This window comes from Paenibacillus aurantius, from assembly GCF_032268605.1.
Taxonomy (GTDB): Bacteria; Bacillota; Bacilli; order Paenibacillales; family NBRC-103111; genus Paenibacillus_AO; species Paenibacillus_AO aurantius.
In genome coordinates this window covers 225,048-240,000 of the sequence record NZ_CP130318.1, presented here as the reverse complement: position 1 = coordinate 240,000, position 14,953 = coordinate 225,048, and the positions used below count along the sequence as shown (strand labels likewise).

Sequence of the window (14,953 nt, the reverse complement as noted above, 5' to 3'; positions counted from 1 at the left end):
TAACGGCGCATGGACTGAATAATCCGGGAACGCAAAATAAACGTTTCCTTCACTTCTTCGTTCGTGATGAGATCGACGTACCGTTGACGGTAGCGCATCTCGACGTCCTTCAAGCCGTGGAACTTATCCGGAAGAGGGTACAGGGATTTGGACAGCACGAGAACTTCCTTGGCTTTAACGGAGGTTTCTCCCGTTTGGGTTTTGAACACGGTTCCCCGGACACCGATAATATCTCCAATATCCAGAATCTCAAAAGCCTGGTACTGCTTCTCCTCCACCGTATCTTTGCGGACGTAAATCTGGATTTTGCCGGTGACGTCCTGAATATGAACAAAAGAAGCCTTGCCCATGCCTCTCTTCTGCATAATCCGGCCGGCCAGACTGACTTCAACCGCCAGCCCTTCCAGTTCTTCTTTTGTCTGGTCCCCGTGGGCCTCGAGAATCTGCTTCGCCGTGTGCGTTCGCTCAAACTTCTGGCCAAACGGGTCGATTCCCAAGCCGCGAAGCTCGTCCAGCTTCTCTCTGCGCACCACCAATAGTTCGTTCAGTTCCAATTCTTGACTCATGACCTAATCTCCTTCACAAGGATAAACGGCTTCGCCTCCCTGCGGGAGCCAGGCGTTTAACCCTCCATTAGTAATGTCCGTTATTACAAAAAGCTCCCCTAAGGAAGCTTTTCCGCAGCGGATTAAATTCACTTAAGAGCCGATCGTTACTTTTTGATATCGATGATTTGGTATTGGATGATACCCGCGGGTACGTTGACTTCAACGGTCGAGCCTTTTTTCTTGCCCAGGATGGCCTTGCCAACGGGGCTTTCGTTTGAAATTTTGTTCTGAAAAGGGTCCGATTCCGCTGTTCCCACGATGGAATACTCCACCGTATCTCCGTATTCCAAATCCTTCAGGGTTACGATAGAGCCGACACTAACCGTATTGATATCGACTTCTTCGTTGTTAATAATCCGGGCGTTGCGAAGCATCTTCTCCAAAGTAATGATCCGGCCTTCAATGAAAGCCTGTTCATTCTTGGCGTCTTCATACTCGGAATTCTCACTGATGTCGCCATATCCGATGGCTACTTTGATTCTTTCGGCGACTTCGCGGCGTTTGACGGATTTAAGTGTCTCCAGCTCTTCTTCGAGCTTCTTCAGGCCTTCCTGCGTGAGAAGTACTTCTTTTTCACTCATCCCTTACAGATCTCCCGTCATGTGAAAGATTTTCCATACCTCAGTGTTCTCCCGTTCCGTTACCGAAGCGGTTGAACGAGTTAGACGTCCGTATGAATCTCACCGTATTTGATGCCGTTAACCGGGCGATAGCCCTTAACGGTAGCTTAAAAATAGTATATTACCGGGTACCGGCAAGATGACTGCAAGCGTCAACCTGTCCGGTTTATTGACTGATTATATTGCAAGGGGTTCTAAATGTCAATGTCAGGCAGAACCCCCAAAAACGAAGCCGTCTTAATGAACGGAGGCCGTTTCTTCGCCGCTCGGAGCGGTCGGCTGGTCCTCCAAACGAGCGACAAATTCCTCCAGCGCGTTCACCATATCGTCGCGCCGCGTCATCTCCATAATGGAATCCTTTACACTCGCCGACCCGCGCAGACCTTTCAAATACCAGGCCATGTGCTTGCGCATTTCTTTCACCGCCACATGCTCCCCTTTCAGGTTGATCAGGCGGTCCATATGGAGAATCGCGATGCGGATTTTCTCGGATGCTGTCGGTTCCGGGGCCAGCTCTCCGTTGTTCAAGTATTGAACGGTCCGGTACAGCATCCACGGATTCCCGAGTGCGGCACGGCCGATCATGACTCCGTCCGCTCCCGTCAGATCAAGCAGCCGCTTGGCATCCTCCGGGGTATGAACGTCTCCGTTGCCGATGACCGGAATTGAAACGTTCTCCTTCACTTCCCGGATGATGTCCCAATTGGCGGTGCCGGTATACATCTGGACACGGGTACGGCCATGAACCGAAACGGCGGACCCTCCCCCGTTCTCCACAGCCTTCGCATTCTGTACCGCGTAAATGTGCTCGTCATCCCAGCCCATCCGCATTTTGACAGTAACCGGCTTGGAGACGGCTTTCACCACGGTGGAGATCATCTTCTCGATCTTAGAAGGGTCAAGCAGCCAGCGGGCACCGGCTTCGCTTTTGGTAATTTTGGGAACCGGGCAGCCCATGTTGATGTCGATAATGTCGGCATTGGTCTGGGTATCCACGACCTTGGCCGCTTCCACCAGCGTCTCGGTGTCCCCTCCGAATATCTGAAGGCTGAGCGGCTTCTCCCTCTCATCGACATACAGCATCTCCAATGTACGGGAGTTGCCGTGGACGATGGCCTTGTCGCTCACCATTTCGGCACAGACGAGTCCGGTGCCGAATTCTTTGGCAATGAGCCGGAAGGCCGGGTTGCATACCCCCGCCATCGGGGCGAGCACCACTCTATTGTTAGCGACGACGTCACGTATTTTCAGCATGTTGATTATCTCCTTTCGGGTGCGGAGGTCATTTCTTCTTCCTCCACACCAAGAGCCTCGGCAATCCGCCGGATTAGGCGGGGGTCCGCCTTGCGCGTTCCCCGTTCGATGGCTCCTATGATAGCTATAGATACGCCGATTTCCTCGGCCAGTTCAGTCTGGGTATAGCCCTTCAGCTTCCGGAAAGCCCGGATTCGTTGGGCGAGCTGGTAGTGGTCCATTTCCGTACGCCTTCCTTTCCTTGGAGCGAAAGCCCATGCTGTGCGAGTGAAGGGATACCGGGGATGGCATCGTCCGGTGCGATCTCCTGAAGGGGAATGAGAACGAAGGCCCGTTCCTTCACGCCCGGATGAGGAAGAATCAGCTCCGGAGAGGTCCAGATCTGCCGGTTGTACGACAACAGGTCCAAGTCCAGTGTACGCGGTCCCCACCGGACTTCCCGTTTGCGTCCGAGCTTCAGCTCGATCTCCAGCATCCGGTGGAGCAGCTCCAGGGCAGAAAGCCCGGTCTGAACCTCCACCGCCATATTGAGAAAAGGATCCTGGTCCGTAAACCCGAATGGGTCCGTTTCGTAAACGGAAGACTTGCGGGTAATCCGAACGTCCGGCGTGCGGTTCAGCAGACGGATTCCTTCCTGAAGGTATTGTTCCCGGTTTCCCATGTTCGAGCCGAGTCCGATGTAAGCGGTGAAGGTTCGTTTGCGGTGGATCTCCACCGTTACCCCTTCGAAGAAAATCTTGAACGGAGGGTGAGGCTTGATGACCCGGACGGTAATCTCCTCGATCCGGGGGAATTTCGTCAGAAGAGTATCCGCAATGCGTGCCGCCAGCGCTTCAAGCAGCTTGAAGGTCTCCTTCTCCACGATCTCCTCTATGGCATAATAAACCTCGGCATAGTTAATGGTATGCTCCAGATCATCGCTTTCTCCGGCTTCGGCCAGAGACATGAACAAGTCGGCGTCGATATAAAACCGCTGGCCCAGCTTGTTCTCCTCGGCAAACACCCCATGGTAGCCGAAGAACTCCATGCGGGTTAGCGTTATTTTATCCATTAAGGCCTCACCTCGCAAGTGGAATGGGAGCGGACGATGGCATCGGCCATGACGGCCGCCTTCTTATTGGGCCGCACATCGTGAACCCGGACGATCTCACAGCCCTGGGCAATACCAAGCACGACGGTGGCGATGGTCCCCTCGACCACCTCGTCCGCAGGTAGATCAAGCGTTCGCTGGATGGATCTTTTGCGGGAGGTGGCGAGAAGGACGGGGTAGCCCAGGTCGCGGACCGTATGGAGGCTATTCATAAGATACAGGTTCTGCTCGTAGCTTTTGGCAAACCCTATCCCCGGATCCAGAATAATCCGTTCTTCCTTCACCCCGGCCTCCCGGGCGAGCCGGATGCTTTCTTTCAGGTCGGCCGCCACATCCTCCAAAAAATTGGAGTAGGTGGTATCCGTGCGGTTATGCATCAGAATGACGGGACAATCGTATTCAGCGGCGGTTCGGGCCATGGCCGGGTCCCTCTTGAACCCCCATACATCGTTGATAATATGGGCACCGGCTTCAAGAGCTTTACGCGCTACCTCCGCTTTGTACGTATCGATCGAGATTGGGACGGAGAGGGAAGCTTCCTTAAGAGCCTCGAGCACCGGAATGACGCGGTTCAGTTCTTCCTCTGCACTGACTGGCTCCGCCCCCGGCCTAGTGGACTCTCCACCAATGTCCAGAATGTCCGCACCCTCATTTACCATAAGCTTGGCCTGACGGACGGCATCCTCTACCGCCGTATACCGTCCTCCATCGGAGAACGAATCCGGGGTTATATTTAAAATACCCATAATCTGGGTTCTGGCCCCCAGCTCGAGGGTTAAAGAACCGCAAGGGATTCGGCGTACCGATGTATTCATGCTCTGCCTCCTTCCGTAAGACGGCGGTATTCCCGCATCAGCTGCCGGGTAACGGGACCAGCTGCTCCCTTCCCTACAATCCAGTCCTGCCCATCCGTATCATAAAGACGGGTGACCGGCACGATTTCCTGAATGGAATTGGTAAGAAAAATTTCATCCGCGCGAAGAATGTCGTTCCACGTGTAACAATCTTCGACAACTTTTCTATCGGTTAAACGTGCCAGCTCCATCACCAAAGCCCGGGTTATCCCGGGTAATAGTCCGGTCGACAATGGCGGCGTCGCAAGGATATCCCCGAAAATAAAAAAAACGTTGCTGACGATGCCTTCCGCCGCAAAGCCTTCTGCCGTGAAGAATAGGCCCTCCGCTCCAACCGACCACGGATACTGAACCATTTCCCTTTTGGCCATAATGTTATTCATGTAATGCAGGGATTTATGGCGAATCTCCCCTTCGGGCGAATTCCGCCTTAACTGCAGCTTCTGCAGAGCTTTGCCCGTTTCTTCTATTTCTTTAGAGACAGGGGGCAGCTCTTTGATATAGCCGATTTCCGTGGGATTCCGGTACGGACCGGAGGGAAGGCCCAGCAGGTCTTCTCCCGCCGTAATCGTGAGCCGGAAATAGGCATCCCAGAGGCCGTTGGCCTCCAGCAGCCGGTTGATAAGGGAGCCGATCCGTTCCGCCGAAGGGACGTATTCGATGCCTAGCTCCCTGCAGCCCTCCGCGAGCCGGGTAAGATGACGCTCCAGCAGGAAAGGCCGCCCCGCATAGGTACGGAAGGTCTCAAACAACCCCATCCCGTACAAAAACCCATGATCATAGGCGGATACGAGAGCCTTCTCCTGAGGGACCAGTTCGCCGTTAAGGGAAATAATCATGCTACACTCCAGCAGCCCGGCGTCCGAGGAAATTCCGCAAAATCTGCATACCGTTGTCGGTGATGATCGATTCCGGATGGAACTGGACGCCTTCGATGGCATATTCCTTGTGCCTCAAGCCCATGATTTCTCCTTCTTCCGTCCACGCGCTGATCTCCAGACAATCCGGAAGGGTTTCGCGCTTCACGATCAAGGAGTGGTAACGGGTAGCGGTGAACGGATTGTCCAGGCCGCTGAAAATGGTCCGCCCGTCATGGTGGATCGGGGACGTTTTGCCGTGCATGAGCTTCTCAGCCCGGATGACGTCTCCCCCAAAGGCTTGTCCAATGGACTGATGGCCGAGGCAAACACCGAAAATAGGAATTTCGCCTTTGAACCGGTCGATCAAGCTAAGGCTGATCCCGGCTTCGTTCGGGGTACACGGCCCCGGAGAAATGAGAATATGATCGGGCTTGAGGGCGGCAATGCCCTCCAGGTCGATCTCGTTATTGCGCCGGACCACGATCTCTTCCCCGATTTCACCGAGGTACTGCACGAGATTATAGGTAAAAGAATCAAAATTATCGATAACCAGAATCATCCGGATCCGCTCCTTATCCTTGACTTCCTGCAGGAAGGGCCGCCAGAAAGCTTTCGCTGCATTGGATGGCTTTCCACAGCGCCTTCGCCTTGCTCAGGGATTCGTCGTATTCTTTATGGGGAATGGAATCGATGACGATGCCCGCTCCTGCCTGGACATAGCCGATCCCGTCTTTGGCCACAAGGGTACGTATAACTATATTTAATTCCATATTGCCGTTATAGTCAATCCAGCCGATAGAGCCGGTATAAGGGCCGCGCCGGACCGGCTCCAGCTCCTCGATGATCTCCATCGTCCGTACTTTGGGGGCCCCGGTTATGGTCCCGCCCGGAAAGGCCGCGGCGATCACATCAAAGGCATCCCGCCCGTCGGAGATCTCCCCGCGCACCTCCGAAACAATGTGCATCACATGAGAGTAATATTCGATCGCCATCAGCTCGCTCACTTTAACCGAACCGTACTTGGAGATCTTGCCGATGTCGTTTCGTTCGAGATCCACAAGCATGATGTGCTCGGCCCGTTCCTTCTCATGGTGAATGAGCTCGTCCGCCAAGCTGCGGTCTTCCTCCGAGGTCCTGCCGCGCGGCCGGGTTCCGGCAATGGGACGGGCCCGGACGACGGAACCCTCGAGCTGGACGAGAAGCTCCGGCGATCCGCTCACGAGGTCAAAGCCGCGTAGGCGGAGCATGCCCATGTAGGGAGAGGGATTCAGGAGGCGCAGCCATTCGTAAATCTCCTCAGCCGGAGCCTCGAGTGCTTTGCTCTGACGGACGGAGAGGTTAACCTGAAACACATCCCCGTCGCTGATATAGCGCTGGATCCGACGGACTGCCTCCATAAACTCCTCCCGACCGAAAGCCCGCTCGACCGACTCCGGGGATTCCCCGTTCCAGGCGTTCCGGGTGTGTCCCTCCGTACGCAGGAACTCCCGCCGCCGGACGGCCCGCTCCTCTCCGGCTTCCGCCGCGGGACCGCTCATCTGCTCGTCCCAGAAGGCTTTCATCTGCGCGGCCCGCTCCGCTGCTTCCCCATACAGCTCCTCCAGCAGCTTCTGTTCCCCGTCCGGTCCGCCAATCTCCACCGGCATATGGACCGCGCAATAGAGCCGGTGCTCCTCCTGGTCGATGATCCACAGCTCCTCAAAACGAAGCATCACATAATCGGGGAGCCCCAAATCGTCCGCCGCCAGAACCGGCAGCTTCTCCAGGGACCGGGCGACGTCGTACCCGATCATGCCTACGCAGCCCCCTATGAATTTGGGAAGCCCCGGAAGCGCGGGGGAGCGGTAAGGCTCCATCCACTGCTTGATGAGCTCCAGCGGTCGGCCGGTCACCTTATAGCGAGGGTCGGAGGGTCCGTTCACCACCGCGCTCTCTCCTTTTCCCTCCATAACGGAGACGGGGTTACGGCCGAAGAAAGTGTACCGGCCGGCTTTGCCGCTCTCCAGGACGAAGGCTTCCGTACCGTCCCCTTCCCATAACGCTTTCCAATCGGCGGGCCGCGTCTCGGTTTCCTTAATCGGATGGGTCTCTACATAGGGCAGCATTGTATAGCTTCCGCACCACTGCCTCCACTTCTCCAGCGATAATAACGTCAAGGCCGTTCCTCCTCTAGGCGATTAGGACTAGTATACCTAAAATCAGCCGAAAACGGGGAGAAAGTTAAGAAGTCCGGCAGATAAAAAAGAAAACCCCTCAAGCTGAGGGGCCTTCGGAACAACCATTAGTCTTCAAACTGATAAAGAGGCGTACTCAGGTAACGCTCCCCGTTACTAGGCAGAATGGCGACGACACGCTTGCCTTTGCCCAGCTGCTTGGCTACCTTCAAGGCGGCGAAAATGGCTGCGCCGGACGAGATGCCGCCGAGAATGCCTTCTTCTTTGGCTACACGGCGTGCCGTTTCGAAGGCTTCTTCGTTCTCCACGGGAATGATTTCATCGTAAATGTTCGTGTTCAAAATATCCGGAACGAACCCGGCTCCGATGCCCTGGATTTTGTGGGGGCCCGGCTTTCCTCCGGCTAGGACGGGGGACGCGGAAGGCTCCACGGCATAAATTCGGATGCCCGGGAAGTTTTCTTTCAGCACTTCACCCGCTCCGCTGATCGTACCGCCGGTCCCGATCCCTGCGATGAACGCGTCCAGCTTGCCGTCATGGCCTTTGATGGCTTCCACAATTTCCGGGCCGGTCGTTTCGCGGTGGATTTTGACGTTGGCGGTATTCTTGAACTGCTGAGGCATGAAGTAATCCGGATTCTCCTGAAGAAGCTCCTCAGCCCGGCGGATGGCTCCTTTCATTCCTTCGGCTCCCGGCGTCAGCACCAGATCCGCACCGTAAGCACGCAGCAGGTTGCGGCGTTCCATACTCATCGTCTCCGGCATAACGAGAATGGCTTTGTAGCCCTTCGCCGCTGCCACCATGGCAAGACCGATGCCGGTATTTCCGCTGGTAGGCTCGATAATGGTTGCACCCGGCTTAAGCTTGCCTTCCTGCTCGGCCACTTCTACCATGCTGATGGCGATCCGGTCCTTAACGCTGGAGCCCGGGTTCTGGTATTCCAGCTTCACATAAATTTCGGCGCTGTCTTCCGGAACCACACGGTTGAGCCGTACCAAAGGGGTAGATCCGATCAATTCTGTTACGTTCTGTACCAATCTTGCCATGGTAATGTAACCTCCCCGATTTATTTCCGACAAAAATAGTCGGTATTAACTACTTTCATAGTATCAACCCGCCTAAATGTTGTCAACCTTATTTTGATGAGGAGGGGTGGGAAGCGAGCGTCGAGTCCAAAATAATAGCGTTGTACTTGTCGCGCAAGCTTTTGACTATGTCCTTGAGAGGGGGAGCCTGCTGCAGGGCCAGCTGTTTACGCACCGATTCCGCAATCTGTGCCGGGGTTCCCTTGGACTGCTCCTTCCGATCCTTGAGCCGGATGACCGCATAGCCTCTATCAACCTTAATCGGACGGCTGATGTCCCCCACCTTCATCATTTCCACCGCTTTCATGATAGGAGCCGGAATAAAGGGATCGTTGTCCTCCACCCAGCCCAAGTCGCCGCCTTCGTTTGCCGTATTCGTATCGAGCGACCGCTGCCGGGCAAGCTGGCCGAAGTCTTCCTTCTGCGCGAGTTCATAGGTTTTGTTGGCCTGCTCCAAGGTATCGCTAATGATTTGCTGGATGCGGAACTGGATGATATTCTTGAATTCCTCCGCATGCGACTTTATGTAAGCTTGAACTTCCCCTTCCGTAATGACGATCGAGGCGGTCGCTATTTTCTCCAGAAGCAGCTTGTAGTGAACATCTTCTCTCAGCTCTTCCTTCGTCAGCCCTACCTGATCCTTCATGGATTGATAGAACTGCTCCTCGCTGTCATAGCCCTGCTGCATCTTGGTCAGCTCTTGGTCGATCTCCTCATCTCCGGCGTGAATCCCTTTCTGCTCCGCTTCCAGCCGAACGGCTTCGCGGTCCAGAATCTGATCCAGCATTTCCGTACCGTATTTTTTGTACAGGGCGTCCGTTAAGCGGTCGGAACTTATCTGCACCCCGCCGATGGAAGCCACCGCTTTCTCTTCCGCCACCGGCGATGCCGGTCGTGGGTTTGCTTTATCGAACATGGCCATCCTGGTTAGAACGAGAATGGCCGCCGCCAGCACCAGTATTATTCCCCACAACAGCTTAACGTTTCTCATCCCCGTCTCCTCTTGCCGAACTTGCTTTTATTGAATCTCGATCCGGTCTCGGATCTCCTCGATTTCTTTCTCTGTGAACGTATAGACTTCATTGCAGAAATGGCAGGTAACCTCGGCCTTCTTGTCTTCTTCGAGAATGGCCGTCAGCTCCTCGCGTCCAAGGCTCATCAGGGTTTGTTCCACCCGTTCGCGGGAGCATTTGCACCGGAAAACAATGTCCAGGCTGTCCTTCACGTCAACGTCCTCTGTAATAGACGTAAGAATCTGCTCCAAGGTTGCACCTTGCTCCAAAAGCGTCGTGATGGGAGGCAGCGCACTCAGCTTCTTCTCCATTTCCTCGATTTCCTCTTCGGAAAGCCCCGGCAGCAGCTGAAGAATAAAGCCGCCGGCCGCTTTTACGGTATAATCCGTATTCACGAGCACCCCAAGAGCTACCGCTGAAGGCGTCTGTTCCGACTTGGCAAAATAATAAGTGAAATCTTCCCCCAACTCCCCGGAAACAATCGGGGTTCCCCCCCGGTAAGGCTCCTTTAGGCCGAGGTCTTTCGTTACATAGAGGAACCCATCCCGTCCTACCGCGCCGGCTACGTCCAATTTGCCGATCGGGTTCAGGGGAAGGTCCACGGAAGGATTGGTGACATAACCCCGAACCTCGCCGTGGGCGTTGGCATCCACCACGATCTGGCCGATCGGTCCGTCTCCCTTTACCTGAATGGTGAGCTTCTCCTCGCCTTTCAGCATGGCCCCCATCATCGCCCCTGCTGTCAGGGTTCTCCCGAGCGCGGCGGTAGCGGTCGGCATGGTCCCATGTCTGCGGCTCAGCTCGTTGACCAGCTCTGTCGTTTGTACCGCGAAGGCACGCACCTTGCCGCCCAGGGCGGTGGCTCGGATTAGGTGATCTTTCATGGGCCTCTGCCTCCTTTTCCAATTCTGTATTCTTCTTTTATACGTTCCGCTCGTAAATAATCCTTAGTCCTTCCAAGGTCAGAAGGGGATTGACGGTTTCAATCGACCGCGATTCGGAAGAAATCAGTTCGGCCAACCCTCCGGTGGCGATCACCTTGGGCGATGTGCCGAATTCTTCGCGGATTCTCTCGACAATGCCGTCCACCTGCCCCGCAAAGCCAAAAATGATACCGGCCTGCATGGAGCTGACGGTATTGCGTCCAACCGTGCTCTTAGGCTTGACCAGCTCAATTCTCGGCAGCTTGGCCGCCCACTGGTACAGGGCCTCCGTGGAAATGCCGATACCCGGAGCAATGTTGCCCCCGATGTATTGGCCCTGCTCGTCAATATAATCGAAGGTCGTCGCCGTACCGAAATCCACAATAATAAGCGGAGGACCGTAGATTTCGATTCCCGCCACCGCATTGACGATGCGGTCGGCTCCTACTTCCCTCGGATTCTCATACCGGATATTGAGGCCGGTTTTGATCCCGGGCCCTACGATCATAGGTGTTTTCTTTATATATTTTACACACAGGTTCTCCAATACAAACATTAAAGGAGGAACCACCGAGGAAATGATCACTCCCTCTATATCCTCCACTTTGATTCCCGCATGATGAAAAAGATTGTGAACCATGATTCCATACTCATCTACCGTTGCGGAACGGTTGGTGCTCAATCTCCAGTGATGCAGAAGGGATTCTTTCTTATAAATGCCCAGGACAATGTTGGTATTGCCCACGTCCACGACTAAAATCACAGGTACTGCTCCTTCCTTCCGTTAAGGTCCAGGCTGATATCCAAGGCATTCACCGAATAGGTCAGCCGACCGACGGAAATGACATCGACACCGGTTAAGGCGATTTCTTTTATCGTTTCCAACCGGACGGTTCCGGATGCCTCGATGACCACATGAGGGCTGTGGTTTCGGATCCCTTTCACGGCTTTCGCCATATCGGCGGTCTTCATGTTGTCCAGCATAAGAATGTCCGCGCCCGCTTCTAGTGCCTCATCCAGCTGCTCGAACGTCTCCACTTCCACTTCGATCTTCATCGTATGGGGAATGTGGGTACGAGCCGCCTGAACCGCCTGGGTAATCCCGCCGGCCCCCTTGATATGGTTGTCCTTGATCATGACCGCGTCATAGAGGCCGAAGCGGTGGTTGCTTCCTCCTCCCACCCGGACCGCGTATTTCTCCAGCATCCGGTGGCCGGGCGTGGTTTTACGCGTATCCACCAGACGGACGGGCAGCCCCTCCAAGGCATCGACAAACTGGCGCGTGCGCGTGGCAATGCCGGATAGGCGCTGCATTAGGTTAAGCGCCAGCCTTTCGCCGAGCAGAATGCTGCGCGTTCTTCCCTCGACTACAGCCAGCACGGTACCCTTGCTAACGGAGCTGCCTTCGGCCAGCTGGGGAGTGAACGTCAAGCCGGGATCCACCTCGGCGAAAACAGCCTCAGCCACCGGAAGCCCCGCCAGGATGCCGTCCTCCTTCACATGGATCAACGCATGGGAGCGGCTGTCCGCCGGAATGGTCGTCAAGGTGGTGACATCTCCGGTGCCGATGTCTTCCTCCAGCCATTCCCGGATCTGCTTGCGCACCAGCCTAAGGTTCAATTCATACATCGTCAATCGACTCCTCTGTCGTTCCTTTGTTCCGGTTGAACACGATGTGCTTCTTCCATAGCAAATCGTCCCTCTCCGGGAAATCCTCCCTGTAATGGCCGCCGCGGCTTTCTTTGCGTCTTATCGCGGCTTCCATCGTCATCAATCCGCATGTCAGCAGGTTAGCCAGCTCAAACTCTTCCTTCTCCGTAAGGGAACAGCTGAAGAGGCCTTCTTCCTTTAGAAGCTCCTCCTGCCCTTTTCGGAGGGCGGTTTCCGAGCGCTTCACTCCGGCGTACCGCACCATAATCTTCTGAAGCTTGAGCCGCTTCTCTTGGATTTGAGTAGCCGGGGTTGTGGAAGTCTGGGCGGCAGAAGAAACACGGTCCGGCTCCCCTTCCTCCAATGTAGGAAGAGCCGCTATCCGCTCGATGATCCGGCGTCCGAACACAATGGCCTCCGACAGAGAATTGCTCGCCAGCCGGTTCGCTCCGTGAACGCCGGTGGACGAAACTTCGCCGCAGGCAAAAAGCCGTCTAATCGATGTCTCTCCATGAAGATCGGTCTTTACACCTCCCATCATATAGTGAGCAGCCGGAGCAACGGGAATCCAGTCGGTCGTTAAATCCAACCCGTAGGTTAAGCAGTATTCATAAATAGTAGGAAACCGACGCTTGACCATCTCGGGGGATTCGTGCGTAATGTCTATGTATACAAAGGTTGAGTGGGTTTTCTCCATCTCGCTGACAATAGCGCGGGCTACAATGTCCCGAGGGGCCAGCTCAAGCTGCGGGTCGTACCTCTCCATAAAGCGTTCCCCGTTGATGTTGCGCAGCACAGCGCCTTCTCCGCGAACGGCTTCCGAGATGAGAAACCGGGGAGCATTCGCATAACAGAGCGCCGTCGGATGAAACTGCATGAATTCCATGTCCCGGATATCCGCCCCTGCTCGATAGGCCATGGCGATTCCATCCGCCGTCGCGATTTCCGGATTGGTCGTGTACCGGTAGAGCTGACCCGCTCCGCCGGAGCAGAGGATGGTGGCTTCCGCACGGCAGAACAGGCGCCGTCCGTCCGGCTTCTGCACCAAAGCCCCCGTACACTCCCCGGCCTGCGTAACCAAATCGATCACAAAATGATCGTCCCATACTTCAATGTTCGGATGCTGCAGCACTTTCTCCGAGAGCGCCCGGACGATTTCCGCCCCGGTTGCATCTCCTTGGGCATGCAGGATCCGGCGCTGGCTGTGCGCCCCTTCGCGGGTAAGGGCGAATTCCCCGTTCTCCCGGTCAAACTGGGTCCCCATGCGGATGAGATCCTGCACACCTTCCGGTCCCTCGTGAACGAGCACGTCAACGGCTTCGGGCGAGCATAAGCCTGCCCCCGCGAGCAAGGTGTCCTGCCGGTGATAAGCCGGGGAATCCTCCTCGGAAATCACCGCGGCGATTCCCCCTTGGGCGTAGCGTGTGTTGCTTTCGGTCAACGATTTCTTCGTGATCATCAAAACCTTGCGGGTTTCCGCCGCTTTGATGGCCGTAAACAATCCGGCGATACCTGCGCCGATGACCATCACATCACAGACATGCCGCGGAACACGGGTTAGCTCAGCATCGGTTAAATAACGGGGAATCATGGCTTCGTTCTCCTGTCTCTTTACAAGAAGTAGCGCATGCTACTTCACCTGCAGCATGCGCTCTAAGGATAACCGGGCTTTATCTGCTACCTGCGGCGGCACGTAGATTTGGGGAGACATCGTCTCCAGGCATTTGACGACCTTCTTGAGATTGTTGACCTTCATGTTAGGGCACACCAGATACTTCGTGGCAAAATGGAACGTCTTATCCGGGCTGTCCAGCCGCAGTTGATAACCGGTTCCATCCTCGGTGCCTACGATGAATTCCTTCGCGCTGGATTCCTTGCAATATTTGATGATAGCCGTCGTGCTCCCGACAAAATCGCCGAGCTTCACCACTTCGGGACGGCATTCCGGATGGACGACAAACTCGGCATCCGGGTACTGCGCTTTCATCTCCATGACATCCTTTACGGTGAGCATATCATGGGTGTTGCAGTAGCCTTCCCAGATGATCATTTTCTTGCTTGTGAATTTTGATACATAGTCGCCCAAATTTTTATCCGGGACCCAGATGATCTCATCCGAATCTACGGAATTGATAACCTTGATGGCATTGGCCGACGTACAGCAAATATCCGTCTCGGATTTGACATCCGCCGATGTGTTGATGTAGGCCACGACCTTCGCGTTGGGATGCTGCTTCTTCAGAGCCCGCAGCCCTTCCACATTAACCATATCCGCCATGGGACAGCCGGCCCGCTCGTCAGGAATGAGGACGGTCTTGTGAGGAGCGAGAATTTTGGCACTTTCCCCCATGAAATGCACGCCGCAAAATACGATGACATCCGCATCCGTCGTCGCCGCCTTCTGGGCAAGCAGAAACGAATCGCCGCGAAAATCCGCCACTTCCTGTATTTCATCCCTCTGGTAATAATGAGCTAAAATAATGGCGTTGCGTTCTTTCTTAAGCTGAAGAATCCGTTCCTTGAGTTCCCTGTTCTGCTCCGCCTTGCGTTCGAGCGCAAGAGCTTCCATTCCGTTTCCTCCCTACTCCCGGCACGCCCTCGGGCAGCCGGCACGGTCTACCTTGGTTTCCGTGGTTAGTGACTTTTGCCATAGACAAAGAGTTTAAACCTAATTTACATAATCTTATGTTGAGTGTCAATGAGGAAAATCCCCGGAAAACCTGCAAAACGGCCCGGTTTCCAAGCGAAATGTTCCTCTATAATCCCCCTGTCTCGGAGGAGAAACAAATCTGGCTAGCTTTATAAATTTTCACAAACAAAAT

Annotated in this window: 15 protein-coding genes and 2 pseudogenes (1 of these 17 running past the window's edge); all 17 read right to left on the bottom strand. The window is 54.9% G+C overall.

The window, feature by feature from the left end; all coding sequences use genetic code 11:
- Positions 1–566 carry the 5' end (the start) of a lysine--tRNA ligase gene (gene lysS, locus MJA45_RS01125; RefSeq protein ID WP_315605484.1) on the bottom strand. 922 nt of this gene lie to the left of the window's left edge, so the window shows 566 of its 1,488 coding nt (coding positions 1–566); the start codon lies at positions 564–566; the stop codon falls past the left edge of the window.
- A 146-nt stretch (positions 567–712) separates the two neighbouring features.
- A complete protein-coding gene (greA, locus tag MJA45_RS01120; RefSeq protein ID WP_315605483.1) occupies positions 713–1,189 on the bottom strand; it encodes a transcription elongation factor GreA in 477 nt (158 codons plus the stop codon).
- A gap of 276 nt (positions 1,190–1,465) precedes the next feature.
- Positions 1,466–2,482 (bottom strand): tRNA dihydrouridine synthase DusB, encoded by a 1,017-nt coding sequence (dusB, locus tag MJA45_RS01115; RefSeq protein ID WP_315605482.1) that lies wholly within the window; start codon positions 2,480–2,482, stop codon positions 1,466–1,468.
- Positions 2,483–2,487: 5 nt separating this feature from the next.
- Positions 2,488–2,703, bottom strand: coding sequence for a helix-turn-helix domain-containing protein (locus tag MJA45_RS01110; RefSeq protein ID WP_315605481.1), 216 nt, complete (start codon positions 2,701–2,703; stop codon positions 2,488–2,490).
- Positions 2,655–3,155 (bottom strand): annotated as a pseudogene (folK, locus tag MJA45_RS01105) (2-amino-4-hydroxy-6-hydroxymethyldihydropteridine diphosphokinase); the annotation flags it as partial. The gene MJA45_RS01110 and the pseudogene folK, both read right to left, overlap by 49 nt.
- A gap of 21 nt (positions 3,156–3,176) precedes the next feature.
- Positions 3,177–3,533: pseudogene (gene folB, locus MJA45_RS01100) on the bottom strand (dihydroneopterin aldolase); the annotation flags it as partial.
- A complete protein-coding gene (gene folP / locus MJA45_RS01095) occupies positions 3,533–4,387 on the bottom strand; it encodes a dihydropteroate synthase (RefSeq protein ID WP_315605480.1) in 855 nt (284 codons plus the stop codon). The pseudogene folB and the gene folP, both read right to left, overlap by 1 nt.
- On the bottom strand, positions 4,384–5,265 hold the full coding sequence (locus MJA45_RS01090) for an aminotransferase class IV (protein WP_315605479.1): 882 nt from the start codon (positions 5,263–5,265) through the stop codon (positions 4,384–4,386). Before MJA45_RS01090 ends, folP begins: the two co-directional genes overlap by 4 nt.
- 1 nt (position 5,266) lies before the next feature.
- A complete protein-coding gene (gene pabA, locus MJA45_RS01085) occupies positions 5,267–5,845 on the bottom strand; it encodes an aminodeoxychorismate/anthranilate synthase component II (protein WP_315605478.1) in 579 nt (192 codons plus the stop codon).
- Positions 5,846–5,858: 13 nt separating this feature from the next.
- Entirely contained in the window at positions 5,859–7,442 is a 1,584-nt protein-coding gene (locus MJA45_RS01080) for an anthranilate synthase component I family protein (protein WP_407083096.1), read from the bottom strand.
- Between the two features lie 125 nt (positions 7,443–7,567).
- The gene (cysK, locus tag MJA45_RS01075; protein WP_315605477.1) at positions 7,568–8,506 is read right to left on the bottom strand and encodes a cysteine synthase A; all 939 of its coding nucleotides are present in this window, start codon (positions 8,504–8,506) and stop codon (positions 7,568–7,570) included.
- A gap of 88 nt (positions 8,507–8,594) precedes the next feature.
- On the bottom strand, positions 8,595–9,536 hold the full coding sequence (locus MJA45_RS01070) for a peptidylprolyl isomerase (protein ID WP_315605476.1): 942 nt from the start codon (positions 9,534–9,536) through the stop codon (positions 8,595–8,597).
- Between the two features lie 27 nt (positions 9,537–9,563).
- Positions 9,564–10,442: an Hsp33 family molecular chaperone HslO gene (gene hslO, locus MJA45_RS01065; protein WP_315605475.1), complete on the bottom strand. Its 879-nt coding sequence runs from the start codon at positions 10,440–10,442 to the stop codon at positions 9,564–9,566.
- 37 nt (positions 10,443–10,479) lie between these two features.
- Positions 10,480–11,244 (bottom strand): type III pantothenate kinase, encoded by a 765-nt coding sequence (locus MJA45_RS01060; protein WP_315605474.1) that lies wholly within the window; start codon positions 11,242–11,244, stop codon positions 10,480–10,482.
- A complete protein-coding gene (nadC, locus tag MJA45_RS01055; protein ID WP_315605473.1) occupies positions 11,241–12,110 on the bottom strand; it encodes a carboxylating nicotinate-nucleotide diphosphorylase in 870 nt (289 codons plus the stop codon). Before nadC ends, MJA45_RS01060 begins: the two co-directional genes overlap by 4 nt.
- On the bottom strand, positions 12,103–13,722 hold the full coding sequence (nadB, locus tag MJA45_RS01050) for an L-aspartate oxidase (RefSeq protein WP_315605472.1): 1,620 nt from the start codon (positions 13,720–13,722) through the stop codon (positions 12,103–12,105). The genes nadC and nadB overlap by 8 nt, the downstream gene beginning before the upstream one ends.
- 39 nt (positions 13,723–13,761) lie before the next feature.
- Positions 13,762–14,700 carry a quinolinate synthase NadA gene (nadA, locus tag MJA45_RS01045; protein WP_315605471.1) on the bottom strand — a complete coding sequence of 313 codons (939 nt, stop codon included), beginning with the start codon at positions 14,698–14,700 and terminating at the stop codon, positions 13,762–13,764.
- Between the last annotated feature and the right edge of the window lie 253 nt (positions 14,701–14,953).